Source organism: Pseudorhizobium banfieldiae, assembly GCF_000967425.1.
Classification (GTDB): Bacteria; Pseudomonadota; Alphaproteobacteria; order Rhizobiales; family Rhizobiaceae; genus Neorhizobium; species Neorhizobium banfieldiae.
The window spans coordinates 2,759,388-2,786,190 of record NZ_FO082820.1 but is presented as its reverse complement, the minus strand read 5'-3'; the positions used below and the strand labels follow the sequence as shown (position 1 = coordinate 2,786,190).

The window sequence follows — 26,803 nt, the reverse complement described above, 5'->3', positions numbered from 1 at the left end:
CGGGAGGCCAAGGGAATGAACCTTCGCGCCCTCATGTATTTCGACGAAGTCGTCCGTACCAACTCGATGCGAGCGGCTGCAGAGAACCTTAATGTTGCCGCGACCGCGGTGAGCCGCCAGATCGAAAATCTGGAAGAGCATTTCGGCGCCCAACTCGTCGAAAGGACCAATCGCGGTATCCGGCTGACGGCGGCCGGCCGGCTGCTGGCGGATCGTGCAGGAAGGACATTGCGCGAACTGGAGCATGTCCATCAGCTGATCAACGACCTGCAGGGCCTGGAGGGTGGTAAGGTCGTCATCTATGCCAATGGGGCCACGGTCGCCAACGTCATCGCGCCGGTGTTGGCGCAATTCAGTCTTCGTCATCCGAAGCTGAGGTTCGAAGTTGCAATTACCAGCGCCCGGCAGGCGATCGAGGCGCTTGGTTCCGGCGATGCCGACCTTGCGGTCTCCTTGTTCGCCCCTTCGACCTCAGGGGTGAAGCTCCGGCTGCGTTCCGAGATCGTCTATGACGTCATTGTCAGTGCCAATCACCCTTCAGCAAAGGCGAGCAACATCCCTCTGGAGCAACTGGCGCGCATGCCGCTCGCCCTTCCCGAGCGCGGCTTTGCCGCTCGCCAGGCGATCGAGGATATTTTTGCCCGTGAGAGGATCGATGTCGATCCAGTCTTTGTCAGCAGTTCGGTCGAGATGCTGAAGGAACTGGTCCTGCGCGGCGCTGCGGTAACCTTGCTCCCGGCGCTCTCCGTCCAGCGAGAGATAGAAGGTGGCCTGTTGGCTGCGGTGCCGGTCGCGGACGGGAAGGCCGTCCACACATCCATCGATCTTTGTGTCTCCTCCGACCGGCAGCTGTCTCACGCGGCCAACGCGCTGGTTCAGTTCATTGAGGAATACATGGCTCAAGCGCGTCCAGCCCACATCTAGCATCTCGCATACCTCCCTGTGTAGCCGTTTCGGCAACGCATGTGCTTCTTTATTACTATTGTGTGCTCGCAGGTGACATGCCATATGCCTTCTGGTTCTTTCCAGTTGGAGGCTTGACCCATGCGTACTCGTTCCAAGATCGCCGCCGCGACGATCAGCGCCTGCATCGTAACTGCAGCATTTGGCGCGGGTGCACCCCGTAATGCGCTTGCGGCTCCGAAGACCTCGGTCACGATCGGCATGTCGGTCGAGCCGACGGGTCTTGATCCGACCATTGCCGCACCTGTCGCGATCGGACAGGTCACCTGGCAGAACATTTTCGAGGGGCTGACGACCATCGACCGGGACGGGCAGGTCCAGCCCCAGCTGGCCGAAAGCTGGGAGATTTCCGAAGACGGGCTGACATATACATTCAAGCTGCGGACGGGCGTCACCTTCCATGACGGCGAAGCCTTCGATTCATCCGTCGCCAAGTTTACGATCGAGCGGGCTCGCGGGGAGGATTCCGTCAATCCGCAGAAACGCTATTTTGCGACGGTCGAATCCGTCGAAACGCCTGATGCGCAGACGCTTGTGCTAAGGCTTTCCAAGCCGACCGGCAGTCTTCTCTACTGGCTGGCATGGCCGTCCTCCAGCATGGTTGGCACCCGTTCAGCCGAGAACAACAAGACGACGCCGATTGGCACTGGTCCGTTCAAGTTCGTCAGCTGGGCTAAGGGGGACAAGGTAGAGCTGGCGCGCAATCCGGACTATTGGAACCCCGAAGCCGCAGCCCGGCTGGAAACGGCTGCCTTCCGCTTCATGTCGGACCCCCAGGCGCAGGCAGCAGCGCTGAAGGCAGGGGATGTGGACGCATTTCCGGAATTCGCGGCACCTGAACTGATGCAGAGCTTCGATGGCGACGAACGGCTGACCACGGTCATCGGCAATACGGAACTGAAGGTCGTCGCCGGCATGAACAATGCCCGCAAACCCTTCGACGACAAGCGCGTGCGCCAGGCCCTGATGATGGCGATCGATCGTAATATGGTGGTGGAGGGTGCCTGGTCCGGCTTCGGCACGCCGATTGGAAGCCACTATACCCCCAATGATCCGGGCTATGTCGACCTGACTGGCGCCTATCCTTATGATCCAGAGAAGGCGAAAGCCTTGCTGGCGGAGGCAGGGTTCGCAAGCGGCCTGAGCTTTACGATCAAGGCGCCGCAGATGGCTTATGCGCAGCGGACTTCGCAGATCATGCAGGCCATGTTTGCCGAGATCGGCGTGACGATGAACATCGAAACCACCGAGTTTCCCGCCAAATGGGTGTCAGACGTGCTGAAGGCGGCGGACTACGAGATGACGATCGTCGCCCATGCCGAGCCGATGGACATCGACATCTATGCCCGTGACCCATACTACTTCAACTACAAGAAGCCTGCCTTCAACGAGGTGCTGGACAAGGTACAGCAGACCAGTGACGCTAGCGAACAGGCAGCCCTCTACGGAGAGGCTCAGAAAATCCTGGCTGAGGACGTTCCGGCGCTCTACCTCTTCGTGATGCCGAAGCTGGGCGTCTGGGACCGCAAGCTGAAGGGCCTGTGGGAGAACGAGCCCATTCCTTCGAATGTGCTGGCGGAGGTCTACTGGGAGGAGTGAGTGCCGAGGTTCCGGAATGACTGACAGCCGCTCCGTGGTGCTTCAGGTTGGGCATGTGGCTGGACTTCAATCCCTCGACCGCGTTTTGGTGATGCTGGGGGACAGAACCCTCAGCATTGGGAGCAATCGCGGGACCAGACGGCGGGCCGCCCAGCGATCATGACCGGCCTTGTCGCTCGCCGCTTTGCCGGCCTGATCCTGACGCTTGTTGTCGTGTCGGTGTTCATCTTCACGGTGATGGACCTGCTCCCGGGGGACCCGGCCTCGATCATGCTCGGCACCTCGGCGAGCCCCGACACGCTGGCGGCACTACAGAGGGAGTTGGGACTGGATCGACCGCTTCCGCTTCGCTATGTCGAATGGCTTGGTGGTGTGCTTCAAGGCGATCTCGGCGTCTCGTACACCTATGGGGTGCCGGTCGCCGGCCTGATTGGCGAACGCCTTGCCGTGACGCTGCCGTTGGCATCCATGACCATCCTCATGTCACTGGTCATCGCCATCCCGCTCGGGGTGCAGGCAGCACGGAGCCACCACCGATCCGTGGACCTAGCGGTTTCCCTCTTCTCCTATGCCGGCATTGCAGTTCCTTCATTCTGGTTCGGGCTGCTGCTGATCATGTTCTTTGCGACTGGCCTGGGATGGTTTCCGGCGGGCGGATTTCCGGGTTGGAGTGACGGCTACGCGACCGCCCTCCGGGCGCTCCTGCTGCCGGCACTTGCGCTCTCCCTGCCGCAGGCCGCAGTGCTGACGCGCGTAACCCGTTCGGCGATCCTCGATGTGCTTGCCGAGGATTACATCAGGACGGCCCGCGCCAAGGGGTTGAGCGAGCGGGCGGCCGTCTGGCGGCACGCACTCCCGGCTTCGCTCGTGCCGATCGTCACCGTCCTCGGCCTGCAGTTCACCTTTCTGGTGGCGGGTGCAGTCCTGGTGGAGAATGTCTTCAATCTTCCGGGCCTCGGCCGTCTCGCCTTCCAGTCACTGTCCCAGCGCGACGTCATCGTCATGCAGGATGTGGTGCTGTTCTTCGCGGCACTCGTCATCATCGTTAACTTCCTCGTGGACATCCTTTATCTCGTCATCGACCCCAGAATGCGGGTGGCAAGCCGATGAGCCGTGCCATGCTTCGTCGACCGCTGCTCCTTGCTGGGCTGGTGTTGACCACGGCTTTGTCGCTGGTTGCCATCCTTTCTCTGTTCTGGACGCCATTTTCTCCGGCCAAGATGCAAATCGCGTCCAGGCTGAAATCTCCCTTGGAGTACGGCTTGCTTGGCACCGACCAGTTCGGGCGTGATGTTGCCTCCCTGCTAATGGCAGGAGCCTGGAACTCCCTTTCGACCGCGGCTGTGGCGGTCGCAATCGGAGGCTGCATTGGGACGGTGCTCGGACTTGCGGTCGCGGCACGCGGCGGGTGGCGGAGCGCCGTCGTGATGCGGGGATGCGACATCATTTTTGCGATCCCTCCGATCCTGTCGGCGATGATGCTGGCGGCTTTCCTTGGGGCAGGGCAATTTACCGCCATCATCGCCATTGCGGTCTTCATGGTCCCGGTCTTCGCCCGCCTGACGCTCGGTGCGGCGACGCAGATCTGGACATTGCCTTATGTCAGTGCAGCCATCGGCATGGGTCGGGCGGAGTGGAAGATCACGCTCGTGCATGTGCTTCCCAATATTGCCGGGCAGATCATCGTACAGGTGACGATCCAGCTAGGGCTCGCGATCCTTACGGAAGCCGGCCTCAGCTTCCTGGGGCTCGGCATGGCGCCACCCGCTCCGAGCTGGGGAAGGATGCTGGCAGATGCCCAGACCTACGTCGGTCAGGCGCCGTGGCTGGCGCTTCTCCCGGGGCTGGCGATCTTCCTCTCGGTTCTCGGATTCAGTCTTCTTGGGGACGGCCTGCGGGATCATCTCGATCGCCGCTCTTGATGGTCGGGAACTTTTTCTGGAACAAAACCGCCCTGAGCCCATTCACCGCTTGCAACGAGGAGGGGGCGAGCCGCGCGTGCCACGGTTGCGTTCGCCTCAGGAGGTTCCTATGAAAGGATATTCTTCTGTGGCTGGTTGGGTTTCCCCATCCCCGCGATAATCTTGCTCTAGCTCTTCGGCTTTCGTCGAGACGGCCGAAGGACTGCGCCGAATGATTTTCTTGCCGAGACGATAACAGGAGTAAGTGATGGCACCCGTCAATACACCGAACGAGCCGATGGGCTCTTCCGCATCCCGGAGCGATATCGAGGCCCAGCTCCAGCAGCTTCGCGATGATATCGCAAATCTCGCACGTACCGTTGCCGCGGTAGGCTCCGACAAGGCCGGCGATTACCGCAATCGCGTGCGGAAGGCGACCAATGACGCCACAGATGTCTCCATGCAGATGGTTGAGGCGGCGCGCGACCAAGCTCTTTCCCTTGAAAAGGACCTCGAAGGCAAGATCCGCACGAACCCGCTGCAGGCCGTGGCCATGGCCGCGGGCGTAGGCTTCCTGATCGCTCTGCTGGTCCGCCGCTGATGCTCTCGGGACTGGCACCGCTTCTGGCATCGGTGGCAGCGATCGATGCGGCGGCCTTCGTGAACCGTCTGCGGCGCAATGCCGTCTTGTACGCGCTGATGCTGCTCTTCGTGCTGACGGCCTATGGTGCCCTGGTAGCAGCAGCGGCCCTTGCGATCGCGCAGCACCTCGGGGCGGTGGGGGCGTTGCTCACCATCGCCGGAGGCGGTCTCTTCCTCGCACTGGTCATCTTCCTCATCGCAGGATCCATGGCCCGCGCAGAAGAGAGACGAAAGCGGGAGGCTGCCGCAAACAGCGGTGGTCGCGCTCTGATGATCACAGCGGGGCTTTCTGCCTTGCCGATTCTCGTCCGCTCGCGTCCACTGGCCGCGCTTGCAATTGCCGGCGGGTTGGGTTTTCTCGCGATGCGCAGCATGGATAGGATTGCGCCGATGATGGGCAAGCGCGAGAACAACCCTCCGCGCCAAGACATGCCGCCTAGATGAAAGGCCGGGCTCCCTCCTTAGGGGGGCGCCATTCCGCCGCTCGATAAAGACCTGCGGCATCGATGATCTCGCAGCCGCGGTCGAGCCAGCGCACAAGCCCCTGATCCATCAGCTTTCTCAAGGTCTTGTTGGTGTGGACAAGTGACAGGCCAAGCGTGTCCGCCACATGCTGCTGGGTCAGCGGTAGTTGCCGAAGCTCAGTGTGGGAGGCTATAGCCGCCTGCGCGCGTGCATCCAGGAATGCAAGAAGATAGGCGGCGCGCTCGTATGCGCTGCGTCGGCCGACGCTCAGCAGGTGCTCGTCCAGCATGGATTCTTCCCGCGCCGCAATCCAGGTGATGTCGAAAGCCAGCGTCGGCTGGCTGCGGAAAAGTTGCGGGAACCGTTCCCTTTCGAAGGTGCAAAGCGTCATTCGGGTCAGCGCTTCCACCGAATGCTGCATCTCCTTCATGACGTTTCCCTGCAGGCCGATCATGTCGCCCGGCAGGACGTAGTTGAGGATCTGGCGCCTGCCGTCCTCAAGGATCTTGTAGCGAAAGCCCCAGCCACTCATCACGGTGTAGAGCGAGGGATTACGCTCCCCTTCAACCATGATCGCCATGCCCGGCTCGGCTGGCGTCTCCGCGACTTTGAAGCTCGCGACGAAATCAAGCTCGTCATCGGTAAAATCCCGGAAAGAAGGTCGTGGCCGCAGCGGACACTGCTGGCACGGGATGCGCGGCGGTACGGCAGGCTTCGATATGGCCATGATGAATCACGTGTGGCGAGGTAACCGCTCCTAGCTTATCGCGGACCGACGCACTGTGTCTTTTTTAAATGACCGTGATTTTTCCTGCTCCCATAGAGGTTCTTTCGGAAGGAGAGGGCGATTCCGTCGATCCCGACTATCCTTATTGCAGAACGGGAATATCTTGTCGCGATGGAGGCCGAGCGCATCCTCGCCGAGGCGATGCCGTGCGAAATCCGGATCGCAACGCCGGCTGAGCTCGGCAGTCTGCTCGATGAGGATCTTTTCGAACTGCTGGTGCTGGATGTCGACCTTGTCGAAGAGGTTGCGCCATTGCTCAGACGCCGGCAGGAATCCGGCACCCGGGTCATCCTGACCACGCTCATGGCAGAGGATCTTGCCCGGGTGGATGAGTTTCCGGGTTCCGCGGCGGTCGCGAAACCCTTTTTCGGGGACGAGCTTGCGGCAGCGGCACGCGCCGCCTTCCGGCTGGTGCCGGAGCTGGATCACTAACTGCCGAATGCACGAGCCGTGATTGCGGCGTGCCCAGCATCAGGCCCGAAGTCACCCTCGCCCGAAACGCCTAGCAGTTCCTGCAGACGGGTACGCGCTCGGCTGACGCGGCTCTTGATGGTCCCGACGGCGCAGCCGCAAATGGTTGCCGCTTCTTCGTAAGCAAATCCCGCGGCGCCGACGAGGATGATTGCCTCGCGCTGGTCGTCCGGGAGGGTGTCGAGAGCCTTGCGGAAATCCTGCAGATCCAGCCGCCCGTACTGTTCAGGGTGGACGGAAAAGCGTTCGCTGAACAGCCCGTCCGTATCCTGCACCTCTCGCCCGCGCTTGCGCATCTGGCTGTAGAACTCGTTGCGGAGAATTGTGAAGAGCCATGCCCGCATGTTCGTACCGGCCGTGAAGCTTGTCTGGTTGGCCCAGGCCTTCATGATCGTGTCCTGGACCAAGTCGTCCGCCTTGTCGTGGCGCCCAGTCAGGGAGACCGCAAAGGCACGGAGATTCGGGAGGGATGCGAGAAGGTCGCGCTTGAATCCGCGATCATCGTTCTCGGTCATCGTCATTTCACCTTAACCGACTGCGCATTGCGTTCAGCAGTCTCGAGCTTCTCGAGAAGATCCAGAAACCGATCGGGAATGCCCTCTTCCTGCACCGCGTCGTAGAACTCGCGCAGCTTCCTGGAGATCGATGCGTTCGGCGGCACCGATCCGGGTCTCATGTCATGCGGGGAAAGGGTCATATCTTGCTTTTTTCTGTTGTCGTCACTCATCACGCCGGCAGCCTGTTGCGATATCGTGAGGAAACAATGCGGCAACGGAAAAAAAGTTCCACCCCTTGCGGAACTTTTTTTCCGGCACCACGTTCTTCCCACGTAATTGCCCGCCGGGCGACAGGGGAGAATTCTGTATGTCACTTACTACACGCGTTGCGTCACACCTTCCGTACTTGCGCCGTTATGCACGTGCCGTCACCGGATCCCAGACTTCCGGAGACGCCTATGTGGCCGCCGTACTGGAAGCGTTGATCGCGGATGTCTCGATCTTTCCCGAAACGTCCAAGGACCGTGTTTCGCTTTACAAACTGTTTGTCGCGATCTTTGGTTCCACATCGATCGAAATCCGGCCCATCGAATCCCCCTTCGCCTGGGAACAGCGTGCGGCTGCGAATCTTTCCTCGCTGCCGTCGATGGCTCGCCACGCCTTCCTTCTCGTTTCCGTAGAAGGCTTCACAATTGAGGAAACCGCGGAAGTTCTGGATGTCAGCGTACAGAAGGCGACCGAACTTCTTGATGAAGCGTCAAGAGAGATTTCCCGCCAGGTTGCGACCGACATCATGATCATCGAGGACGAGCCGCTTATTGCGCTCGACATCGAGCAGATGGTCCAGGAACTCGGCCATCGCGTCACGGGTATCGCCCGGACCCACAAGGAAGCGGTCGACCTCTTCCAGAGTTCGAAGCCCAAGATGGTACTTGCCGATATCCAGCTTGCCGACGGAAGCTCCGGGATCGACGCGGTCAACGAGATCCTGAAGACCTCCACGGTGCCTGTCATCTTCATCACCGCTTTCCCGGAGAGGCTGCTGACTGGCGAGCGTCCGGAGCCCGCCTTTCTGGTGACTAAGCCGTTCAACCCGGACATGGTGAAGGCGCTGATCAGCCAGGCTCTGTTCTTCAACGAAACTGTCAAGGCGGCTGCTTGAGCAGGTATCGAAATCTGTCGTTCGCTGAGGGGTGACGCGCCTGCCGGTTGTATTCCTCCGGCAGCAGTTTTCCAGCCTTATTTTTTTGAGCGTAGAGCATTTGGGTGGGGAACTCATCGAGCGTCTCCCCATTCACCCCTGGCTCCTCGGAGACAGATTGGCGGGTTGTTGCCCCGGTTGCCAGTCTCTATAAGGACAAAGGCAGGTCGGGAAAGTGCGCGGGTGTTGCCGGTTCTTTCCTTCAAGTTGGACGAGGTGAGAAATTGGTGCATCCGCTGACATGGCAGCGAGCTGGTCAGAGTGATGACAAGTTGCGAGAGTTTCTGCTGCCTGCGCTGGTCGACCTCGGCGCCAGCGTCATCATCCAGGATGCTCGCCACGATTATCTTCTCGTCGCTAACCTTCCAGAGGTATGGCTTCCGGATGGCTGGGAGAGCGGTACGCTTGCCTCACCCACCGACAGCAGCCTTTTCGGAGCAGAAGTTGCCGCCCGCCTGACGTCGCTGAAGGCGGAAATGCTCGAGGCCGGCCAGAAAGGCCAGCTTGAGGTGATGGTCGGGGCGGAGCAGTTTTTCGAGTTCCGGGTCCAGGCCGTCGAATTCGCCCATGGCGGGCTTCATCTTGTCACGACCATAGTGGACCGCTCGGAAGAGCGGCATCGCGAGCGCCTCCTGCGGGCGCTGCTGCGCGAGGTGAGCCACCGGTCGAAAAACCTGCTCGCGATCATCCAGAGCATTGCGCTGCAGACTGCGCGCTATTCGGGTTCGCTGGATCTCTTCCTCCACAAGTTCCGCGGGCGGCTCTATTCGCTGTCGCAGTCGCAGGACCTAATCACGGATTCGAGCTGGCGCGGGGCGTATTTCTTCGACCTCGTGCAGCAGCAGACCGAGAAGTATCTTCCTGAGAATCGGGATCTGGTGAGCGTCAGGGGCGTCAATCTTCTGCTAAGCCCCAATGCGTCGCTTCATCTGGGGCTGGCGCTGCACGAATTGATCGTCAATGCAGTCAGCCACGGCTCGCTGTTGCACAGCAGCCTGCCAATCGAAGTGTCCTGCACGCGAAAGCGCATCGACGGCCATGACATGGTGCGAATGGTCTGGAATGAGCCGCTTTCGCTCGCCGCAGACGAGAAAAATGACCCGCAGGACATGAAGGCGCATTTCGGCAGCACCGTCCTTGAGCGCGTGGTTCCCGCATCGGTCAACGGCAAGGCCGAATATATCATCGCGAAAGACAGAATTTCCTACCACCTGACGTTCCCGCTGGAACCCGGCGTGACCGACGAAGGCTGAAGTCGCTCATACAGGAGAGAGTGACGCGTTCTGGGCCAGATGCAGAATTGGCCCGGTTCCAGGGGAACCGAGCCAACTCATCTCTTCGAGGGGGACTGAAGAGTATGTCTGGAAGCTTTGTAGGGCGGGGGACGGGGGGTGCTTCCAGACATCCACATAACGACCATCTCTCCGGAACGTTCCTCTCGTCTGAAGATATTTTCGATTTTTTTCGCCCGGTCCGAATTCTCGTCAGCGCTTGAGCGTTCGCGGGTCAAGCGCGTCACGAATTGCGTCACCCATGAAGTTGACGCTCAGGACCGTCAGCGAGATAGCCAGCCCCGGCCAGAGTACGCGTGAGGGTGTGAGCTGCATGAAGTTGGCACCGTCATAGAGCAACCGCCCCCAGGTCGGAAAATCGGAAGGAAAGCCGAGACCGAGGAAGCTCAGCGCCGACTCGGTGATGATCGCCGATGCGATGCCGAGGGTCGCAGAGACCATGATGGAGCTCAGCACGTTCGGCAGGATGTGACGTAGGATGATGCGATGCTCGCGCATCCCGCTGCTCCTGGCGGCAGTAACAAATTCCTGGCTCTTCACCGCCAGCACGTCGCCGCGGACGATGCGCGCGGTGTGCATCCAGCTCGTGATGCCGATGACGAAGACGATCAGGATGAATATGCCCGTCTCTGGTCCGAACGAGGCCCGCAGCGTATCGCGAAAAAGCATGATGATGACGAGTAGCAGTGGCAGCAGCGGCAGGGCAAGGAAGAGATCGGTCACCCGCATCAATGGTCCGTCCAGCCGCCGGAAGTAGCCGGAGAGCAAGCCGACCAGCGTTCCGAGAAAGAGGGCCAGCAGCATTGCGGTGATGCCGACGGCGAGGGAAATACGCCCTCCGGCGAGCACCTGCGCCAGCATGTCCTTGCCGAGATTGTCGGTTCCAAAGGGATGCGCCAGCGATGGCCACTGGTTCTTGTCGCGGATGTTGATCGCGTTCGGTGCGACGGTGTGGATATAGGGTCCGACATAGACCGCCAGGACGATGAAGACGAAGACGCCAAGTCCGACGACACCGCCCCTGTGGGCACGGAATTGTCTCCAAATGTCGCGGGCGGCGGAGCGGGCCGGGCTTTCGGCCTTTGCCGGGACTGCGGGAAGTACCGTGTCAGTCATACCGGATCCTCGGGTCGAGAATGCCGTAAAGCACATCGGCAATCAGGTTGAAGAGGACGATCAGCACCGCGAAGATGAAGGTCAGGGTCTGGACCAGCGGAATGTCTGCGCCCTGGATGGCGATGATCAGCAACTGGCCGAGGCCGTTCACGCGGAAGATCTGTTCGGTGATGATGGCGCCGGAGAAGATGGTCGGCACGCCGAGCGCAATGACCGTCACTACGGGTATCAGGCTGTTGCGGAGCACGTGTACAAGCAGAACCGCCTTTTCCTTCACGCCCTTGGCGCGGGCAGTGCGCACGTAGTCCTGATGCAGGTTGTCCAGCATCGAGGCGCGGACGAAGCGGGCGATCTGGGAGGCGTTGTAGAGCGCCAGTACGGCGACCGGCAGCGCCATCTGCCGCATCTGCGCGACGAAGCTTGAGAAGTCCGTGACCCGGAGATTGGTGTCGTAGACGGAGGGAAACCACTGCAGGTAGGAGGAGAAGATGACGATCAGCAGGACGCCGGTGAAGAAGGTCGGCACGGAATAGCCGACCATGGAGACGAAGGTGCCGATCTGGTCGAAGATGGAATACTGCTTGTAGGCGGAGATCACGCCGATCGGAATGGCGATCAGTATGCCGAAGAGATAGGCGAGGCCGACCACCCAGAGGGTCTGCGGCAGGCGCTGGACGATGAGATCGACGACCGGGCTTCGCGTCGCCCATGAAAGGACGCGCATGCGCTCGCCATCGCCGAACTGCCAGCCGGTGATGCTTTCCAGGATGTTCAGCGGTTCGTTGATGAAGAACTGCTGCAGCCAGCGGAGGTAGCGAACAAGGAAGGGCTGGTCGAGGCCGAGCGAGGCGCGGATTTGCTCGCGGACTTCCGGCGGGATGGTGAGTGGCAGGTCGCCCGTCGGGTCGTTCGGTGCAAGGTCGAGCAGCGCAAAGATGACGAAGCTGATGACCAGCAGGGTCGGGATCGCAAACAACAATCGCCGCAGCGTGTATGTGAACATCGATGTTCCCCGGACTGCAGCTTGGTGCCCGCTTCGGGGTCTTCAAGGCTGCAGGTTTCTGAAACTGCGACCATCGCCGGGGCGCTCCGGCGATGTGCCAGCGCAGAAGGGATGCCGGGGCTCATGCTGCAAACCCCGGCTGCTCCTTACTTCTTGCGATGCCAGTCGGCGATGTTCCAGACCTGGGAGTCCCAGGAATTCATGAGGATGCCGTCCAGGGTAACCGCGAATGACGACTGGTCGCCGCGATGGACAAGCGGAATATGGGCGCCTTCTTCGGTCAGCATGTCGTTGAGCTGCTTGGCAAGTTCCGCCCGCTTGTCGAGATCCGATGTCCGGGACAGTTCGCCTACGAACTTGTCGTACTCGGGATTGCAGTAGCGGGGGATGTTCTGACCCTGCCAGCCATTCTCGGGCGACGGCATCTTGTCGCACAGCCACTCTGCCAGATATTTCTCCGGATCGGTTCCGTCGAAGTTGTTGGTGTACATTTCGACGTCGGCATAGAACTTCTGGAAGGTATCGGGGCTTGCCGGGTCGCCGCCGAAGAAGACCGAGGCGCTGGCATTGCGGAGTTCCGCATCGACGCCGATCTCCGCCCACATCGCCTTGACCAGTTCCTGCGTCGCCTGACGGACCGAGTTCGTGGAGGTCTGGTAGAGGAAGGAGAGGCGTACGCCATCCTTGGCGCGGATGCCATCGGGACCGCGGGCCCAGCCGGCATCGTCGAGCAGCTTGTTGGCCGCTTCGATATCCTGCTTCAGGCACCAGCTGTCATTCTTGGTGGAGGCGACTGCTTCGGGCGCCGGCACGATGTTGCAGGTGGGCTTGCCCGACTGACCGTAGCCCGCTTCGACGATGATGTCGCGGTCGATCGCCAGCGACAGCGCGCGGCGGACGGCGGGATCGCTCAACGACGGATGCGGACCGGCTTCCGTCGTCGAGCGCTTGTCGCCAAGAGCTGGATCCGGATTGGTGAAGTTGATGTTGATGCGCTCGACCTGGGTGCCGAAGGATATCTCCAGTCGGCCCTTGCCGGCAGCCATCATCGCCTCCAGCACCTCCGGTTCGACCTGAGCATTCCAGGCATAGTCAAACTCGCCGGTTTCGAGCACGGCGCGCGCGGCCGAGGCCGCATCGCCGCCGCCCTTCAAGGTTACGGAAGCAAAGGCCGGCTTGTCCGGATCGCGATAATTCGAGTTGGCTTCGAACGTGATCACGTCGTTTGGCTTGAAGTCCGTGACGACGAAGGGACCGGTGCCGACGGGCTTGAAGTTGGCGTCCGTGCAGCCGGGGGCTTTGGCTCCAAGGCAATCCTTGAACTGCGCGGCCTGGATGATGGGTGACTGGGCGCCGACAAAGGCGCTGTAGGGATAAGGCTTCGGTTCTTCGAAGGTCACCTTCACGGTCTGAGGATCGACCGCTTCGACGTTCTTCACCCCTTCATACTGGGCGCGCTGGGCGCAACCGCCATCTGGCGCCGTGCAGTATTTCCAGGTGAAGACGACATCGTCGGCCGTGAAGGCAGAGCCGTCCGACCACTTCAGGTCAGGCATCAGCTTCCATGTCATGCTGAGTAGATCTTCTGAAATGCCGCCGTTCTCTACCGTCGGGATCTCCGTCACGAGCCAAGGAACGAGCTCGCCCTTCTCGTCATAGCGGGCCAGCGGCTCGATCACCATCGACGAGGCATAGACTTCCTTGGTGCCTGCCGACAGGAAGGGGTTCATGGTGGACACTGCCTGCCAGAACAGGATCTTGAGCTCACCGTCGGCGCCTCGCTCGGCATGGGCAAGCGATGTCGAAAGTGCCAAGCATGCTACAGTCCCCGCAAGCAGGGTATTGAAGGTCTTCATGCTGCTGTCCCCTTATGTTTATCGTTAGGGTTGTGATGGGTACGGCCGCCAGTTCCCGGCCGGTATCACTGCCGCTGCAAATTCGCTCTTATAAGTTGTTGGTTTCGCAGACGGCGGTCTCATATCCTCCTTGAGGTAGAGCTGATGGTCGCGTGGCTGGTCATGCACTCCCAGTTGTGCCTGACCAAATTTTGGGCCATCTAAGCATAGGCCTATTTTGCGTTCAAGCGCGAAAATTGGCGCTTGCCAAGACCCGGTCTGGCTGCACAGTATCCACCACGAACGGTGGAAATGGTCACAACAAGAACGGGGTATGCATGCCTGTCCTCAATCGCGCCGCTGAAATGCAGGAAGTCGTTGCGGGTTGGCGGCGTCATCTGCACGAGCACCCGGAGATCCTCTACGACGTGCACCAGACGGCAGCGTTTGTCGCTGACAAGCTCCGGTCCTTCGGGTGTGATGTCGTCGAGACCGGTATCGGCCGCACGGGCGTCGTCGGCATCATCAAGGGACGTCACGGCGAGGGAAACGTAATCGGTTTCCGAGCCGACATGGATGCGCTACCGATCCTGGAGACGAGCGGCAAGCCATGGACATCGAAGACGCCGGGAAAGGCACATTCCTGCGGCCATGATGGCCATACCGCCATGCTCCTTGGGGCGGCACAATATCTGGCAGAAACCCGCAACTTCAGGGGCTCCGTGGCAGTGATCTTCCAGCCTGCGGAAGAGGGCGGCGCGGGAGCGCTCGCCATGGTCGAGGATGGCTTCCTCGATAAGCACAACATCAGCCAGGTCTACGGGATGCACAACTCGCCCGGCCTGCCGCTCGGGCAGTTTGCGATCCGCAAGGGATCGGTCATGGCTGCGGCCGATACATTTGAAATCACCGTCACCGGGCGCGGCAGCCATGCGGCCCAACCCCATCTTTCCGTCGATCCGGTGCTGACGGCTGGTCATATCGTGGTGGCCTTGCAGTCGATCGTGTCCCGGCAGACCGATCCGCTGAAGTCGCTCGTAGTCACCGTCGCCTCCATCCATGGCGGGGATGCCAACAATGTCATCCCCGATACCGTCAAGCTGGGCGGGACAGTGCGCACGCTTCTGCCCGAGACGCGGGATTTCGCAGAGAAGCGGCTGAAGGAACTGGTGCAGGCGACGGCGCTTGCGCATGGTGCAACGGCCGATATCGCCTACCGCCGCGGCTATCCGGTGACCTTCAACCACGAGGCGGAAACGGAGTTCGCAACCGGGATCGCCGCAAAGGTCGGCGGGCCAGGCTCCGTTGACACGGACATGGCGCCGCACATGGGTGCCGAAGACTTTTCCTACATGCTTGAGCGGAGGCCGGGCGCGTTTATCTTCATCGGCAACGGCGATACTGCCAACCTCCACAATCCGGCCTACGACTTCAACGACGAGGCGCTCCCCTACGGCATCAGCTACTGGGTCAACCTTGCCGAGACGGCGCTGGCCGCCTGACGTCGCAACCCCTTGACAGGGAGAGTGGAATGTCTCTCGCGGAAACCTCCACGGAAGCAACCGGTGAACCGGCCGGGACGGTGCTTTCGGTGCGTGACCTCAGTACCTCATTCAAGGTCGAGAACCGCTGGCACACCGTTGTCCGCAACGTCTCCTTCGACGTTGGTGCGCGGGAGACGGTGGCCATCGTCGGCGAATCCGGATCAGGCAAGAGCGTCACCTCGCTGTCGATCATGCGCCTTCTGCCGAAGGCCTCGAGCCGGATCGAGGGCAGCGTCCGGCTCGAGAACCGTGAACTGTTGACGCTGCCTGACGAGCAGATGCGGCAGGTTCGCGGCAACGAGATCTCGATGATCTTCCAGGAGCCGATGACCTCCCTCAACCCGATCTTTCCGATCGGCAAGCAGATCGCCGAGGCACTGACGGTCCACAGGGACATCAGCAGGGCGGAGGCGAAGTCCGAGGTCATCCGGCTGCTGGAGAAGGTGCGAATCCCGAACGCGAAGAATCGGTACGACGAGTTTCCGCACCAGTTCTCGGGAGGCATGCGCCAGCGCGTGATGATCGCGATGGCGCTGGCGTCGAAGCCGAAGCTGCTCATTGCCGACGAGCCGACGACGGCGCTGGACGTGACCATCCAGGGCCAGATCCTCGATCTCATCAAGACACTGCAGGACGAGGAGGGGATGTCCGTCCTGTTCATCACCCATGACATGGGTGTCGTTGCCGAAGTCGCGGACCGGACCATGGTCATGTTCCGTGGCGAAGTGGTGGAGTCCGGCGCGACCGGCGACATATTCCATCGAGGCCAGCACCCCTATACCCGAGCGCTGCTTTCGGCCGTACCGCGTCTCGGTTCCATGGTGCAGCGGACGCTCCCGCAACGGTTTCCGCTCATCGACGTGAAGACGGGAGAGCAGCAGATCCAGGTCGACGTGACCGACACCGTCTCGCGTCGCAAGACGCCGATCCTCCAGGTGCGCGACCTCACCACCCGTTTCGATATCCATTCCGGGCTTTTCGGCCGCAAGACAGGCGCCGTCCATGCGGTCGAGAAGGTATCCTTCGATCTCTTCGAGGGCGAGACGCTGTCGCTGGTCGGCGAGTCCGGTTGCGGCAAGTCCACCACCGGAAGATCGATCACGCGGCTGATCACCCCCACGAGCGGCCAGATCATGATTGACGGGTTCGATGTGATGAGCCTCGACAAGCACGCGCTGCGGACCATGCGGCGGTCGATCCAGATGGTTTTCCAGGATCCCTTCGCGAGCCTCAATCCGCGCATGAGTATTGGCTCGGCGGTCATGGAGCCCTATCTCGAGCACAGCCTGGGTTCGAAGCAGCAGGCGCGCGACAAGGCGGCGGATCTTCTCGAGAAGGTGGGGCTTTCGGCCGACATGATGCGGCGCTTCCCGCACGAATTCTCCGGCGGGCAGAGGCAGCGCATCGCGATTGCGCGGGCGCTGATGCTCGATCCCAAGGTAATCGTCGCGGATGAGGCGGTTTCGGCGCTCGATGTCTCCATCAAGGCGCAGGTCTGCAACCTGTTGCTCGACCTGCAGCAGAGCCTGAAGCTGGCCTACCTGTTCATCAGCCACGACATGGCCGTCGTCGAACGGGTCAGTCACAGGGTAGCCGTGATGTATCTCGGCGAGATCGTCGAGATAGGCCCCCGAGCCGCCGTCTTTGAAAACCCGCAGCATCCCTATACGCGCAAGCTGATGGCGGCAGTGCCGATCCCCGATCCTTCTCGGCGGGGTCTCAAGCGAAACATATCCACCGACGAGATCAAGAGCCCGATCCGCCCGGTGGACTACGTGCCGCCGGCCCGACACTACAGGGAGGTTTCGCACGGACACCTGGTGCAGGTTCCCTGACGGCGGGTCTCTCCTTGCCGTTTGGCGGGGGATCGGCAAACATGGAAGCATTGATTGCGGCGGGGAGGAGTGGATAGTGGCGAGACGGTCCGATGTGCACGGGCGGCTGGATGATGCGGCAAGGGCTGGTTGGCTCTATTACGTGGCGGGTCGCACGCAGGACGAGATTGCCGCGGCCATGGGAATTTCCCGGCAGTCGGCGCAGCGACTGGTTTCTCTCGCCGTTGCCGAACGGCTCATCAAGGTTCGCCTAGACCATCCGATTGCCGCCTGTCTGGAACGCGGCGAAGCGCTCAAGCGCAGGTTCGGCCTTCGTCAGGTCGAGGTCGTACCCAGCGACCCGATGGGAAGTTCCACCACGGTTGGCATCGCCGAGGCCGGTGCCGCGGAGATCGAGCGCTGGCTGAAGCGTCAGGAACCCACCATCCTGGCGATCGGCACGGGCCGTACGTTGAAGGCTGCCGTCGACCAGTTGCCGCCGATGGACTGCCCCCAGCATCGGATCGTTTCGTTGACGGGAAATATCGGACCCGACGGTTCGGCGGCCTACTACAATGTCATCTTCTCCATGGCCGACGCGATCAAGTCACGGCATTTCCCCATGCCCTTGCCCGTTCTTTGCTCATCACCGGAAGAACGCGAAACGCTTCATGAGCAGGCGCTGGTGCGATCCACTCTTGCGCTGGGCGCGCAGGCGGGCGTCACCTTCGTCGGCATTGGCGAACTCGGCCCGGAGGGGCCGCTCTGCGTCGACGGGTTCCTCGGGCGTGAGGAAATGGAGAACCTCGTAGGGGAAGGAGCCGCCGGGGAAATATGCGGCTGGATGTACGATCACGAAGGCCGCCTTCTATCCGACTCGATCAATGATCGCGTCGCCAGCGTCCCTATCCCCTCTATAGAAACCTGCTGCGTCATCGGATTGGCACAGGGAGTTCGAAAGCTCACGGCGATCAAGGCGGCCTTGAGGGGCCGGTTGATCAACGGTTTGATCACGGATGAGAAGACTGCCGAGCAATTGCTCGGCTGACGAGCAGAAATCTTTTCGGATTTTCATTCACTTGCGTATCTTCGTTGCGGTGCAGCACGGAATCCGAATTGACTTCGCTGCCTGATCGATGAGTAATTGCCCATGGGCAAAGCGAATGCTCGTTTCAATCTTCGGGAGGAAGATATGACTTTGAAGACGATCTTGCTGAGCGCGTGCTCGGCGCTGGCTCTCGCCGGCACGGCTTCGGCCGAAACGCTCACCATCGCAACCGTCAACAACGGCGACATGATCCGCATGCAGGGGCTGACGGAGGACTTCACGTCGAAGAACCCAGACATCCAGCTCGAATGGGTGACGCTGGAGGAAAACGTCCTTCGCGAGCGCGTGACGACGGATATTGCGACTTCCGGCGGCCAGTACGATATCATGACGATCGGCAACTACGAAGTTCCGATCTGGGCAAAGCAGGGCTGGCTGACCGAGCTCAGCGGCCTTGGCGACAACTACGATGTCGATGACCTGCTTCCCGCCATCCGTGGCGGCCTCACCGTCGATGGGAAGCTCTATGCGGCACCCTTCTACGGGGAGTCGGCGATGATCATGTATCGCACCGACCTCTTCGAGAAGGCCGGCCTGGAGATGCCGGAGAGCCCGACATGGGAGTTCATCGCAGACGCCGCGCGCAAGATCACCGATCGTGATGCCGACATCAACGGCATCTGCCTGCGCGGCAAGGCCGGCTGGGGCGAGAACATGGCCTTCATCACGGCGCTGACGAATTCCTTCGGCGGACGCTGGTTCGACGAGAACTGGCAGCCGCAGTTCGACCAGCCGGAATGGAAGGAAGCTCTGCAGTTCTATGTCGACCTGATGAAGGATGCAGGCCCGGCCGGTGCGTCATCGAACGGCTTCAACGAGAACCTGACACTCTTCCAGCAGGGCAAGTGCGGCATGTGGATTGATGCCACGGTGGCGGCGTCCTTCGTTTCCAACCCCAATGACTCGACGGTTGCCGACAAGGTCGGCTATGCGATCTTCCCGTCCAAGGAAGGCGTCGACAATCATGGCCATTGGCTGTGGTCCTGGAACCTTGCCATCCCGGCGAGCTCGCAGAAGGCGGAAGCGGCGCAGAAATTCATCGCCTGGGCAACCAGCAAGGAATACACCGAGCTCGTGGCTTCCAAGGAAGGCTGGGCTAACGTTCCCCCGGGCACCCGCACCTCGCTTTATGAGAACGAGGAATACAAGAAGGCTGCCGCCTTCGCAGAACCCACTCTTGCCGCCATGAACGCCGCCGACATCACCAAGCCTTCGGTGAAGCCGGTGCTCTACACGGGTGGCCAGTTCGTCGCGATCCCCGAATTCCAGGCGATCGGCACGAATGTCGGCCAGCTGTTCTCGGCAGTGGTTGCGGGCCAGAGTTCCGTCGATGATGCGCTGGCCCAGGCGCAATCCGCAACCGTCCGCGAGATGACCCGCGCGGGCTACATCAAGTAAGCTCCTCCCGAGCAGTTGCCGCCCGGCTTGACGTCGGGCGGCCTTTTTCCAGTCTGCCTCGTTGAACGGAGAACATGCCGCCTCGGTCCTCGACGATCGGAACCCGCGGCATTTGGAGGAGGGCGCCAGGATGGCAACACAGAATACGCGAGGGCTGGCCCGCCTGATGATGGCGCCGTCCGTCATCCTTCTTCTGGTATGGATGATCGTGCCGCTATCGATGACGCTGTGGTTCTCGTTCCAGAACTACAACCTTCTCAATCCGGCCAATGTCAGCTTCGCCGGCCTTTTCAACTACCGCTTCTTCTACACGGATCCTGCTTTTTTCCAGTCGATCTGGAACACCCTGATGATTGTCGGTGGCGTGCTGCTGATCACGGTCGTCGGGGGGACGTTGATTGCACTTCTGATCGACCAGCCGATCTTCGGGCAGGGCATCGTGCGCATCCTAGTGATCTCGCCCTTCTTCGTCATGCCGCCGGTTGCGGCGCTGGTGTGGAAGAACATGATCATGCATCCGGGCTATGGGGTGCTGGCGGATATCAATCGCCTGCTGGGTCTGCAGCCTGTCGACTGGTTCGCCCGGTACCCACTGCTGGCAATCATCATCATCGTTGCCTGGCAGTGGCTGCCCTTCGCGACGCTCATCTTGCTGACCGCTCTTCAGTCGCTCGACAGCGAGCAGAAGGAGGCGGCCGAGATGGACGGTGCGAACGTCCTCAACCGCTTCATCTATCTGACCCTGCCGCATCTCGCCCGGGCGATCACCGTCGTCATCCTGATCCAGACGATCTTTCTGCTGGGCGTCTACGCCGAAATCCTGGTCACGACCAATGGGGGACCCGGCTACGCCTCCACCAACCTGGTCTTCCTGATCTACCGCACCGCGCTGCTCGGCTACGACGTCGGCGGTGCGTCTGCAGGCGGCATCATCGCCATCATCCTCGCCAACATCGTCGCCATCTTCCTGATGCGCGCGGTGGGCCGAAACCTGGACCGATAGGGGAAGACCATGGCACGCGCAGTCACCACCCGGCACAAGATCATCGCCACCGCCGCCGCCTGGGCCGTTGCCCTCGTGATCTTCTTTCCGATCCTCTACACCCTGATCACCAGCATCAAGACCGAGCCCGAAGCGATCGCCGGCTTCAACCTGATCCCCTCCTTCACGTTTGAGAACTACGTGACGGTGCAGACCCAGCGGGACTACATCAAGCCGTTCATGAACTCGGTCATTCTCTCCGTCGGCTCCACCATTCTGGCGCTGGTTATCGGCATCCCGTCCGCCTGGGCCATGGCGTTCTCGCCCACAAAACGCACGAAGGACGTGCTGATGTGGATGCTGTCGACGAAGATGATGCCGGCTGTTGCCGTGCTGGTGCCGATCTACCTGATGTTCCGCGACTTCGGCCTTCTTGATACGCGCATCGGCCTGACGATCATGCTGACGCTGATCAACCTGCCGATCGTGATCTGGATGCTCTACACCTATTTCCGCGAGATACCGGGCGAGATCCTCGAAGCCGCGCGGATGGACGGAGCGGGGCTGTGGCAGGAGATCGTCTACGTGCTCACGCCGATGGCGGTGCCGGGAATCGCCTCGACGCTTCTCCTCAACATCATCCTGGCCTGGAACGAGAGCTTCTGGACGATCCGGTTGACGACGACAAACGCGGCACCGCTGACGGCCTTCATTGCCTCCTTCTCCAGCCCCCAAGGCCTGTTCTGGGCGAAGCTGTCGGCCGCCTCCACCATGGCGATCGCGCCAATCCTGATCATGGGCTGGTTCAGCCAGAAGCAACTCGTTCGCGGCCTGACCTTCGGCGCGGTTAAGTAAGGAAGACGGACATGGGCAGCATCACGCTCAGCAAGGTGTCGAAGTCATTCGGGGAAGCAAAGGTCATCCCGTCCATCGACCTCGAGATCCAGGACGGCGAATTCGTCGTCTTCGTCGGACCCTCCGGTTGCGGCAAGTCGACTCTGTTGCGCCTGATCGCGGGTCTGGAAGACGTCAGCGGCGGCCAGATCCTGATCGATGGGAAGGACGTGACGCAGAAGGCGCCGGCGCAGCGGGGACTTGCCATGGTGTTCCAGTCCTACGCCCTCTATCCGCACATGAGCGTGCGCAACAACATCGCCTTTCCGCTCAAGATGGCGAAGGTGGACAAGTCGGTCATCGACAAGAAGGTGAGGGACGCCGCAGGCATCCTGAATTTGACGGACTATCTGGAACGCCGCCCGTCGCAGCTTTCGGGCGGGCAGCGGCAACGCGTCGCAATCGGTCGCGCGATCGTTCGCGAACCTTCGGCTTTTCTTTTCGACGAGCCACTATCCAACCTCGACGCCGCTCTTCGCGGCACGATGCGGCTCGAAATCAGCGAATTGCATAACCAGCTGAAGACGACGATGATCTACGTCACGCACGACCAGATCGAAGCCATGACCATGGCGGACAAGATCGTCGTCCTGAACCGCGGCAACATCGAGCAGGTGGGTTCGCCTCTGGAACTCTATTCCAGGCCACGCAACCTCTTCGTCGCAGGCTTCATCGGTTCCCCGCGCATGAATCTGATCGAAGGTGAGTTCGCTCGCGCGAAGGGCGCCAAGACGGTCGGCATCCGCCCGGAGCACTTCACGCTGTCGCACGAAAGCGGCCTATGGAGCGGCACCGTAACTGTTGCCGAGCACTTGGGGTCGGACACCTTCCTTCACGTCAACGTTGATGGGATTGGGCAGATCAACGCCCGTTGCGATGGTGAGTTTGGGGCGCGCCATGGCGACCGCATTTATCTGACGCCGAACGGAACGAAGCTTCATCGGTTCGACGAGCAAGGCCTGGCGATCTAGCGTCGGAATGGAGCAAGCTATGACAGTGAAACTATCCTCAGCGGCACTGGGTGAGATTGCCCATACGGCCGCCGTTCCGGCCTATGATCCCATCATGCTGACGCCCGGCATCCTCCATTTCGGGGTCGGCAACTTCCACCGTGCCCATCAGGCTGTCTATCTCGATGACCTGTTCAACAAGGGTCATGGGTTGGACTGGGCGATCGTCGGCGCCGGCGTGATGCCATCGGACGCTCTGATGCGTGAGAGGCTTGCCGCACAGGATTTCCTGACCACGGTCGTCGAGCAGGACATGAACAAGACTGCAGCGCGTGTCACGGCGCCGATGATCGACATCATCGCCCCCGACGATACCGACAAGATCATCGCAGCACTTGCCGACCCGCGAATCCGGATCGTCTCGATGACGATAACGGAAGGCGGCTACTTCATTGATGCGTCTGGTGCATTCAACCCCGGCCATCCGGCAATTTTCCAGGACGGCCAGAATCCCGACCGGCCCAAGACGGTCTTCGGGCTCATCGTCGCCGGACTGAAACGTCGAAGGGCTGCGGGCATTCCGCCCTTTACCATCATGTCCTGCGACAACATTCCTGGAAACGGGGAGGTGACCGAGAATGCCGTCGTCGGGTTGGCGGCGCTGTCGGATCCGGCCTTTGCGCAATGGATCGCCGACAACGTGGCGTTTCCTAACTCGATGGTCGATCGTATCACGCCTGCGACGGGCCAGCGGGAGATTGACTTCCTGCGCGATACCTTCGGCATCGAGGACAATTGGCCGGTCTTTTGCGAAGAATTCAAGCAGTGGGTGATGGAGGACGATTTCCCCGCCGGCCGCCCGCCGCTCGAGGAAGTCGGCGTCCAGTTCGTGCCGGATGTAGCGCCGTACGAACACATGAAGATCCGCATTCTCAACGGCGGACATGCAGCCATCGCCTATCCGGCAGCACTCCTCGACATCCATTTCGTCCATGAGGCGATGGAGCATCCGCTGATCCGTGCCTTCCTGGAAAAACTCGAGAAGGAAGAGATCATCCCGATCGTGCCGCCGGTGCCGGATACGGATCTCAACCAATACTACGACCTGATCGAGCGCCGCTTCTCCAACCCGAAGATCGGTGACACCATCCCGCGTCTGGCGCAGGACGGTTCGAACCGGCAGCCGAAGTTCATCCTGCCGTCCACGGCGGACCGGTTGCGCGAGGGCAAGGACATTGTCGGACTTTCACTCGTCTCGGCGCTCTGGTGCCGCTACTTCGAAGGCACCAGCGACAGCGGCAGGCAGATCGTCTTCAACGATACGAGCGCTGACAAGCTGCACGCAGCGGCGAAGGAAGCACGGGACAACCCGAGCGCCTTCCTTGTGTTCGAGGAGATCTTCGGCGAGGTTGCCGGATCGGAGCTCTTCCGCCAGCGGTTCTCGCATGCGCTGAAGACGCTCTGGGCCGAGGGGACGGCGAGGACACTGGAGCTCTATCTTCAGGATGCTCTGGTCAAATGACGGGGTGAGGGTGGTGCAAGGGACGCGGCCGCTGGTGATTTTCGATTGCGACGGCGTGCTCGTCGATAGCGAGCCCTTGTCCGTCCAGGTCTTGGTGGATGCGCTCAATCGACGGGGCGTCGAGATCGATGAAGAAGAGGCCTATGCCCGTTTTCTCGGTCGAAGCCTATCCACCCTGGCCCAGATCCTGCACGACGACTTCGACCACAGCATCGACGCCGCCTTTCTCGAAGATCTCCGCCATGAACTCTATGATCGGTTTCGCCAGGAACTGAAGCCGGTGCCGGGAATCGCAGGGGTGCTGGAGACGCTCGATTCCACCATATGCGTCGCATCTTCTAGTCAGCCCGAGCGCATCCGCCTGTCTCTCTCGCTGACCGGTCTGCTGGAGCGCTTCGAACCTTTCATTTTCAGTGCCAGCATGGTCGAGAACGGCAAACCTGCTCCTGATCTTTTCCTGCACGCGGCCCGCGCCATGAAGACGGATCCGGCGGACTGCATCGTGATCGAGGACAGCCCGGCGGGGATCGAGGCCGCGCAGCGCGCAGGGATGGCGGTGTTTGCCTTCACTGGCGGGTCGCATGCCGGTGCGCCTGGGTACAGCGAGCGCATTGCGGGCCTGGCCCCCGATGTCGTGTTTGACGCCATGCCGGATTTGATCCACCTTGTCCGCCAACACATGGAAGGCCCGGACAGGCATCGGTCTCCTCGCGCCAGCTAGCGGCGGGGACGCGATGGAAGGGCCCGCGGGGCAGGGAACACGTCCAGATGCGAGATCACGTCGTTGCTGTCGATATCGGCACGACCAGCGCCCGCGCCGGTGTGTTCGATCGTAGCGGGCGGCTGCTCGCGCGCGCCAAGCACCCGATCGCTATGCAGCGACCGATCGAAAATCATGCGGAACATGACTCCGAGGACATATGGCGCGCCGCCTGCCGGGCCGTTCGCGCGGCGATGATGGAGGCAGGGATCGCCGCGGCCCGTGTCGCGGCACTGGGTTTCGACGCTACCTGCTCGCTGGTGGCGCGGGATCGCGATGGTCGGCAGATCAGTGTTTCGACCACCGGAGACGATCGCTTTGATACGATCGTCTGGCTCGACCACCGGGCCATCGCGGAGGCCGATGTGCTTTCGGCGACCGGCCATCCGGTGCTGGATTATTCCGGAGGCTCGCTTTCCCCGGAAATGGAAATGCCGAAGCTTATGTGGTTGAAGCGCCACCTGCCGCGGACCTGGGAGCGGACAGGATATCTCTTCGACCTCGCCGATTTCATGACATGGAAGGCAACAGGATTGCCTGCGCGATCCCGTTGCACGCTGACCGCGAAATGGAACTACCTGGCCCATCGTGACGAGGGCTGGCAGGAGGATTTTCTGGCGCTGGCGGGCCTGGAGGACCTCCTGGAGCGGGGCGGCCTGTCCGCCGAGACCGTTCCGGCCGGTCAGGCGATAGGCGAGTTGTCGACGGAGGCTGCACGGGAACTGGGGCTCGATACCGGTTGCAGGGTGACAGCAGGACTGATCGACGCCTATGCGGGTGCCTTCGGCGTTCTCGGCGGCGTGGACGAGGGCGCGGCGCTCGAGCAATCCGTCGCACTGATCGGCGGCACGTCGAGCTGTATCGTCTCCTTCGCAACGGACGCCAAGTCCGGCCGCAGCATCTGGGGTCCCTATTACGAGGCTGTCCTGCCGGGTCGCTGGCTGGTGGAAGGCGGCCAATCGGCGACCGGTGCTCTGCTCGATCACGTGGTGCGAATGCACGCGGCCGGCGGAGAGCCCGAGGCGGATACCCACGCCAGGATCGTGGCTCGCGTGCAGCAGTTGCGTTCGGATGAAGGCGGTGATCTCGCCGGCGATCTCAACATCCTGCCGGACTTCCACGGTAACCGGTCGCCGCTGGCGGACCCCCATGCCAGGGGTGTCATCAGCGGCCTTACCCTCGACACATCCTTCGACGGCCTCTGCCGCCTCTACTGGCGAACCTGCGTGGCCATCGTTCTCGGCATACGACACATCCTGGAAGTCATGGAGCAGTATGGCTACCGGTTCGAGACGCTGCACCTCACCGGAGGACATGCCCACAATCCCCTTCTCCTCGAACTCTATGCCGATGTCACGGGCCGCAAGGTGGTTGTCCCGCAGACGCAGGACGCGGTGCTTCTCGGGACCGCAATGACGGCCGCAGCAGGAGGTGGCCTTTTTCCGGATATTGCCTCGGCCGGACGGGGCATGGCCGCCGCCGATCGGGAGTACCATCCTGATGCCGGGCGGAGCGGAACCTATGACCGTGACTATCGGCGTTTTCTGGCGATGCTCCGCCACCGGGACGAGTTGAACGAGATCCACTAGCTCCGCCCCATCGCGGGCTTGCACTGGAGGACTGATCATGTATTTCGCAATCCTCGCCTATCATGCAGAAGGCATCGTCCAGTCCTGGAGCGAGGAGGAAGACGCCGCCCTCATGACCGAGTTGCTCAGGATCAACGACCGACTGGTGGAAGAGAAATCGCTTGGCCCCGCGGCGCGCCTCGGCCCCACGTCGGAGGCCGTGACGCTCCGCGGCAAGGGCGACGGAATGGTGATTGACGGTCCATTCGCCGAGACGAAGGAGCAGTTTCTCGGCTTCTACGTTGTCGACTTTCCAGACATCGACGGCGCAATTGCGGCGGCGCGAGAACTTCAACGCGCCAACCCGACTGCTGTCTACGAGATCCGGCCCATCCTGCTCTATCTGCCGGGCGCGCCGCTGAGTACTGACGGGCAAAGCTGACGCGGTCAGGCGGCGCTTGTTCCAGTGGCCTGAGGAACCTACATCCTTC

At 61.3% G+C, this 26,803-nt stretch carries 26 protein-coding genes; 20 read left to right on the top strand and 6 right to left on the bottom strand.

Annotation, left to right across the window (positions count from 1 at the left end; translation table 11 throughout):
• Positions 1-15 precede the first annotated feature (15 nt).
• The 6 genes from NT26_RS13715 (at position 16) to NT26_RS13690 (ending at position 5,549) form a co-directional block, all read left to right on the top strand.
• A complete protein-coding gene (locus NT26_RS13715; RefSeq protein ID WP_052639510.1) occupies positions 16-924 on the top strand; it encodes a LysR family transcriptional regulator in 909 nt (302 codons plus the stop codon).
• 120 nt (positions 925-1,044) lie between these two features.
• A complete protein-coding gene (locus NT26_RS13710) occupies positions 1,045-2,562 on the top strand; it encodes an ABC transporter substrate-binding protein (protein WP_052639509.1) in 1,518 nt (505 codons plus the stop codon).
• A 159-nt stretch (positions 2,563-2,721) separates the two neighbouring features.
• The gene (locus tag NT26_RS13705) at positions 2,722-3,672 is read left to right on the top strand and encodes an ABC transporter permease (protein ID WP_052639508.1); all 951 of its coding nucleotides are present in this window, start codon (positions 2,722-2,724) and stop codon (positions 3,670-3,672) included.
• Complete coding sequence (locus NT26_RS13700; protein ID WP_052639507.1) at positions 3,669-4,484, top strand: ABC transporter permease; 816 nt, start codon at positions 3,669-3,671, stop codon at positions 4,482-4,484. Before NT26_RS13705 ends, NT26_RS13700 begins: the two co-directional genes overlap by 4 nt.
• Before the next feature lie 247 nt (positions 4,485-4,731).
• Positions 4,732-5,064 carry an ElaB/YgaM/YqjD family protein gene (locus tag NT26_RS13695; RefSeq protein WP_052639506.1) on the top strand — a complete coding sequence of 111 codons (333 nt, stop codon included), beginning with the start codon at positions 4,732-4,734 and terminating at the stop codon, positions 5,062-5,064.
• A complete protein-coding gene (locus tag NT26_RS13690) occupies positions 5,064-5,549 on the top strand; it encodes a hypothetical protein (RefSeq protein WP_052639505.1) in 486 nt (161 codons plus the stop codon). Before NT26_RS13695 ends, NT26_RS13690 begins: the two co-directional genes overlap by 1 nt.
• Here the strand turns inward: NT26_RS13690 and NT26_RS13685 are convergent.
• Positions 5,542-6,297, bottom strand: coding sequence for a Crp/Fnr family transcriptional regulator (locus NT26_RS13685; RefSeq protein ID WP_052639504.1), 756 nt, complete (start codon positions 6,295-6,297; stop codon positions 5,542-5,544). The genes NT26_RS13690 and NT26_RS13685 overlap by 8 nt on opposite strands.
• Before the next feature lie 171 nt (positions 6,298-6,468).
• On the opposite strand from NT26_RS13685, the gene NT26_RS13680 reads away from it, so the two are divergent.
• The gene (locus NT26_RS13680) at positions 6,469-6,789 is read left to right on the top strand and encodes a hypothetical protein (protein ID WP_052639503.1); all 321 of its coding nucleotides are present in this window, start codon (positions 6,469-6,471) and stop codon (positions 6,787-6,789) included.
• On the opposite strand, the gene NT26_RS13675 is transcribed toward NT26_RS13680, so the two are convergent.
• Both NT26_RS13675 and NT26_RS13670 read right to left on the bottom strand, forming a co-directional pair.
• Positions 6,786-7,343, bottom strand: a complete 558-nt coding sequence (locus NT26_RS13675; protein WP_052642188.1) for an RNA polymerase sigma factor — start codon at positions 7,341-7,343, stop codon at positions 6,786-6,788. The two genes, NT26_RS13680 and NT26_RS13675, sit on opposite strands and share 4 nt — an antisense overlap.
• A 2-nt stretch (positions 7,344-7,345) precedes the next feature.
• On the bottom strand, positions 7,346-7,525 hold the full coding sequence (locus tag NT26_RS13670) for a NepR family anti-sigma factor (protein WP_052639502.1): 180 nt from the start codon (positions 7,523-7,525) through the stop codon (positions 7,346-7,348).
• A 167-nt stretch (positions 7,526-7,692) separates the two neighbouring features.
• Between NT26_RS13670 and NT26_RS13665 the strand changes: the two genes are divergently transcribed.
• Together NT26_RS13665 and NT26_RS13660 are read left to right on the top strand one after the other, a co-directional pair.
• Positions 7,693-8,487, top strand: coding sequence for a response regulator (locus NT26_RS13665; RefSeq protein ID WP_052639501.1), 795 nt, complete (start codon positions 7,693-7,695; stop codon positions 8,485-8,487).
• Positions 8,488-8,798: 311 nt separating this feature from the next.
• Entirely contained in the window at positions 8,799-9,779 is a 981-nt protein-coding gene (locus NT26_RS13660; RefSeq protein WP_244467609.1) for a sensor histidine kinase, read from the top strand.
• Between the two features lie 231 nt (positions 9,780-10,010).
• Here the strand turns inward: NT26_RS13660 and NT26_RS13655 are convergent, their stop codons facing one another.
• The 3 genes from NT26_RS13655 to NT26_RS13645 all read right to left on the bottom strand — a co-directional run bounded on the left by NT26_RS13655 (position 10,011) and on the right by NT26_RS13645 (position 13,793).
• Complete coding sequence (locus NT26_RS13655; RefSeq protein ID WP_052639499.1) at positions 10,011-10,934, bottom strand: ABC transporter permease; 924 nt, start codon at positions 10,932-10,934, stop codon at positions 10,011-10,013.
• Entirely contained in the window at positions 10,927-11,937 is a 1,011-nt protein-coding gene (locus NT26_RS13650) for an ABC transporter permease (protein ID WP_052639498.1), read from the bottom strand. Before NT26_RS13650 ends, NT26_RS13655 begins: the two co-directional genes overlap by 8 nt.
• Before the next feature lie 146 nt (positions 11,938-12,083).
• Positions 12,084-13,793, bottom strand: coding sequence for a peptide ABC transporter substrate-binding protein (locus NT26_RS13645; protein ID WP_052639497.1), 1,710 nt, complete (start codon positions 13,791-13,793; stop codon positions 12,084-12,086).
• A gap of 317 nt (positions 13,794-14,110) precedes the next feature.
• Between NT26_RS13645 and NT26_RS13640 the strand changes: the two genes are divergently transcribed.
• The 11 genes from NT26_RS13640 to NT26_RS13590 all read left to right on the top strand — a co-directional run bounded on the left by NT26_RS13640 (position 14,111) and on the right by NT26_RS13590 (position 26,754).
• Positions 14,111-15,274 carry a M20 aminoacylase family protein gene (locus NT26_RS13640; protein ID WP_052639496.1) on the top strand — a complete coding sequence of 388 codons (1,164 nt, stop codon included), beginning with the start codon at positions 14,111-14,113 and terminating at the stop codon, positions 15,272-15,274.
• A gap of 29 nt (positions 15,275-15,303) precedes the next feature.
• Positions 15,304-17,151, top strand: a complete 1,848-nt coding sequence (locus tag NT26_RS13635) for an ABC transporter ATP-binding protein (RefSeq protein WP_052639495.1) — start codon at positions 15,304-15,306, stop codon at positions 17,149-17,151.
• A 76-nt stretch (positions 17,152-17,227) separates the two neighbouring features.
• The gene (locus NT26_RS13630) at positions 17,228-18,178 is read left to right on the top strand and encodes a sugar-binding transcriptional regulator (protein ID WP_052639494.1); all 951 of its coding nucleotides are present in this window, start codon (positions 17,228-17,230) and stop codon (positions 18,176-18,178) included.
• Positions 18,179-18,322: 144 nt separating this feature from the next.
• Positions 18,323-19,636 (top strand): ABC transporter substrate-binding protein, encoded by a 1,314-nt coding sequence (locus NT26_RS13625; protein WP_052642186.1) that lies wholly within the window; start codon positions 18,323-18,325, stop codon positions 19,634-19,636.
• A 130-nt stretch (positions 19,637-19,766) separates the two neighbouring features.
• A complete protein-coding gene (locus NT26_RS13620) occupies positions 19,767-20,639 on the top strand; it encodes a carbohydrate ABC transporter permease (protein WP_052639493.1) in 873 nt (290 codons plus the stop codon).
• A gap of 9 nt (positions 20,640-20,648) precedes the next feature.
• Complete coding sequence (locus tag NT26_RS13615) at positions 20,649-21,473, top strand: carbohydrate ABC transporter permease (RefSeq protein WP_052639492.1); 825 nt, start codon at positions 20,649-20,651, stop codon at positions 21,471-21,473.
• A gap of 11 nt (positions 21,474-21,484) precedes the next feature.
• Positions 21,485-22,483, top strand: a complete 999-nt coding sequence (locus tag NT26_RS13610) for an ABC transporter ATP-binding protein (protein ID WP_052639491.1) — start codon at positions 21,485-21,487, stop codon at positions 22,481-22,483.
• Between the two features lie 19 nt (positions 22,484-22,502).
• A complete protein-coding gene (locus NT26_RS13605; protein ID WP_052639490.1) occupies positions 22,503-23,984 on the top strand; it encodes a mannitol dehydrogenase family protein in 1,482 nt (493 codons plus the stop codon).
• A gap of 10 nt (positions 23,985-23,994) precedes the next feature.
• Positions 23,995-24,705, top strand: a complete 711-nt coding sequence (locus tag NT26_RS13600) for an HAD family hydrolase (RefSeq protein WP_425287733.1) — start codon at positions 23,995-23,997, stop codon at positions 24,703-24,705.
• A gap of 47 nt (positions 24,706-24,752) precedes the next feature.
• On the top strand, positions 24,753-26,333 hold the full coding sequence (locus tag NT26_RS13595) for an FGGY-family carbohydrate kinase (protein WP_052639488.1): 1,581 nt from the start codon (positions 24,753-24,755) through the stop codon (positions 26,331-26,333).
• A gap of 37 nt (positions 26,334-26,370) precedes the next feature.
• On the top strand, positions 26,371-26,754 hold the full coding sequence (locus tag NT26_RS13590; protein ID WP_052639487.1) for a YciI family protein: 384 nt from the start codon (positions 26,371-26,373) through the stop codon (positions 26,752-26,754).
• The last annotated feature ends 49 nt before the right edge of the window (positions 26,755-26,803 follow it).

Excerpts from the sequence above, each read along its gene's own strand:
- NT26_RS13715 (WP_052639510.1), top strand. The coding sequence starts at position 16 with ATGAACCTTCGCGCCCTCATGTATTTCGACGAAGTCGTCCGTACCAAC.
- NT26_RS13710 (WP_052639509.1), top strand. The coding sequence starts at position 1,045 with ATGCGTACTCGTTCCAAGATCGCCGCCGCGACGATCAGCGCCTGCATC.
- NT26_RS13705 (WP_052639508.1), top strand. The coding sequence starts at position 2,722 with ATGACCGGCCTTGTCGCTCGCCGCTTTGCCGGCCTGATCCTGACGCTT.
- NT26_RS13700 (WP_052639507.1), top strand. The coding sequence starts at position 3,669 with ATGAGCCGTGCCATGCTTCGTCGACCGCTGCTCCTTGCTGGGCTGGTG.
- NT26_RS13695 (WP_052639506.1), top strand. The coding sequence starts at position 4,732 with ATGGCACCCGTCAATACACCGAACGAGCCGATGGGCTCTTCCGCATCC.
- NT26_RS13690 (WP_052639505.1), top strand. The coding sequence starts at position 5,064 with ATGCTCTCGGGACTGGCACCGCTTCTGGCATCGGTGGCAGCGATCGAT.
- NT26_RS13685 (WP_052639504.1), bottom strand. The coding sequence starts at position 6,297 with ATGGCCATATCGAAGCCTGCCGTACCGCCGCGCATCCCGTGCCAGCAG.
- NT26_RS13680 (WP_052639503.1), top strand. The coding sequence starts at position 6,469 with ATGGAGGCCGAGCGCATCCTCGCCGAGGCGATGCCGTGCGAAATCCGG.
- NT26_RS13675 (WP_052642188.1), bottom strand. The coding sequence starts at position 7,343 with ATGACCGAGAACGATGATCGCGGATTCAAGCGCGACCTTCTCGCATCC.
- NT26_RS13670 (WP_052639502.1), bottom strand. The coding sequence starts at position 7,525 with ATGACCCTTTCCCCGCATGACATGAGACCCGGATCGGTGCCGCCGAAC.
- NT26_RS13665 (WP_052639501.1), top strand. The coding sequence starts at position 7,693 with ATGTCACTTACTACACGCGTTGCGTCACACCTTCCGTACTTGCGCCGT.
- NT26_RS13655 (WP_052639499.1), bottom strand. The coding sequence starts at position 10,934 with ATGACTGACACGGTACTTCCCGCAGTCCCGGCAAAGGCCGAAAGCCCG.
- NT26_RS13650 (WP_052639498.1), bottom strand. The coding sequence starts at position 11,937 with ATGTTCACATACACGCTGCGGCGATTGTTGTTTGCGATCCCGACCCTG.
- NT26_RS13645 (WP_052639497.1), bottom strand. The coding sequence starts at position 13,793 with ATGAAGACCTTCAATACCCTGCTTGCGGGGACTGTAGCATGCTTGGCA.
- NT26_RS13640 (WP_052639496.1), top strand. The coding sequence starts at position 14,111 with ATGCCTGTCCTCAATCGCGCCGCTGAAATGCAGGAAGTCGTTGCGGGT.
- NT26_RS13635 (WP_052639495.1), top strand. The coding sequence starts at position 15,304 with ATGTCTCTCGCGGAAACCTCCACGGAAGCAACCGGTGAACCGGCCGGG.
- NT26_RS13625 (WP_052642186.1), top strand. The coding sequence starts at position 18,323 with ATGACTTTGAAGACGATCTTGCTGAGCGCGTGCTCGGCGCTGGCTCTC.
- NT26_RS13620 (WP_052639493.1), top strand. The coding sequence starts at position 19,767 with ATGGCAACACAGAATACGCGAGGGCTGGCCCGCCTGATGATGGCGCCG.
- NT26_RS13615 (WP_052639492.1), top strand. The coding sequence starts at position 20,649 with ATGGCACGCGCAGTCACCACCCGGCACAAGATCATCGCCACCGCCGCC.
- NT26_RS13610 (WP_052639491.1), top strand. The coding sequence starts at position 21,485 with ATGGGCAGCATCACGCTCAGCAAGGTGTCGAAGTCATTCGGGGAAGCA.
- NT26_RS13605 (WP_052639490.1), top strand. The coding sequence starts at position 22,503 with ATGACAGTGAAACTATCCTCAGCGGCACTGGGTGAGATTGCCCATACG.
- NT26_RS13595 (WP_052639488.1), top strand. The coding sequence starts at position 24,753 with ATGCGAGATCACGTCGTTGCTGTCGATATCGGCACGACCAGCGCCCGC.
- NT26_RS13590 (WP_052639487.1), top strand. The coding sequence starts at position 26,371 with ATGTATTTCGCAATCCTCGCCTATCATGCAGAAGGCATCGTCCAGTCC.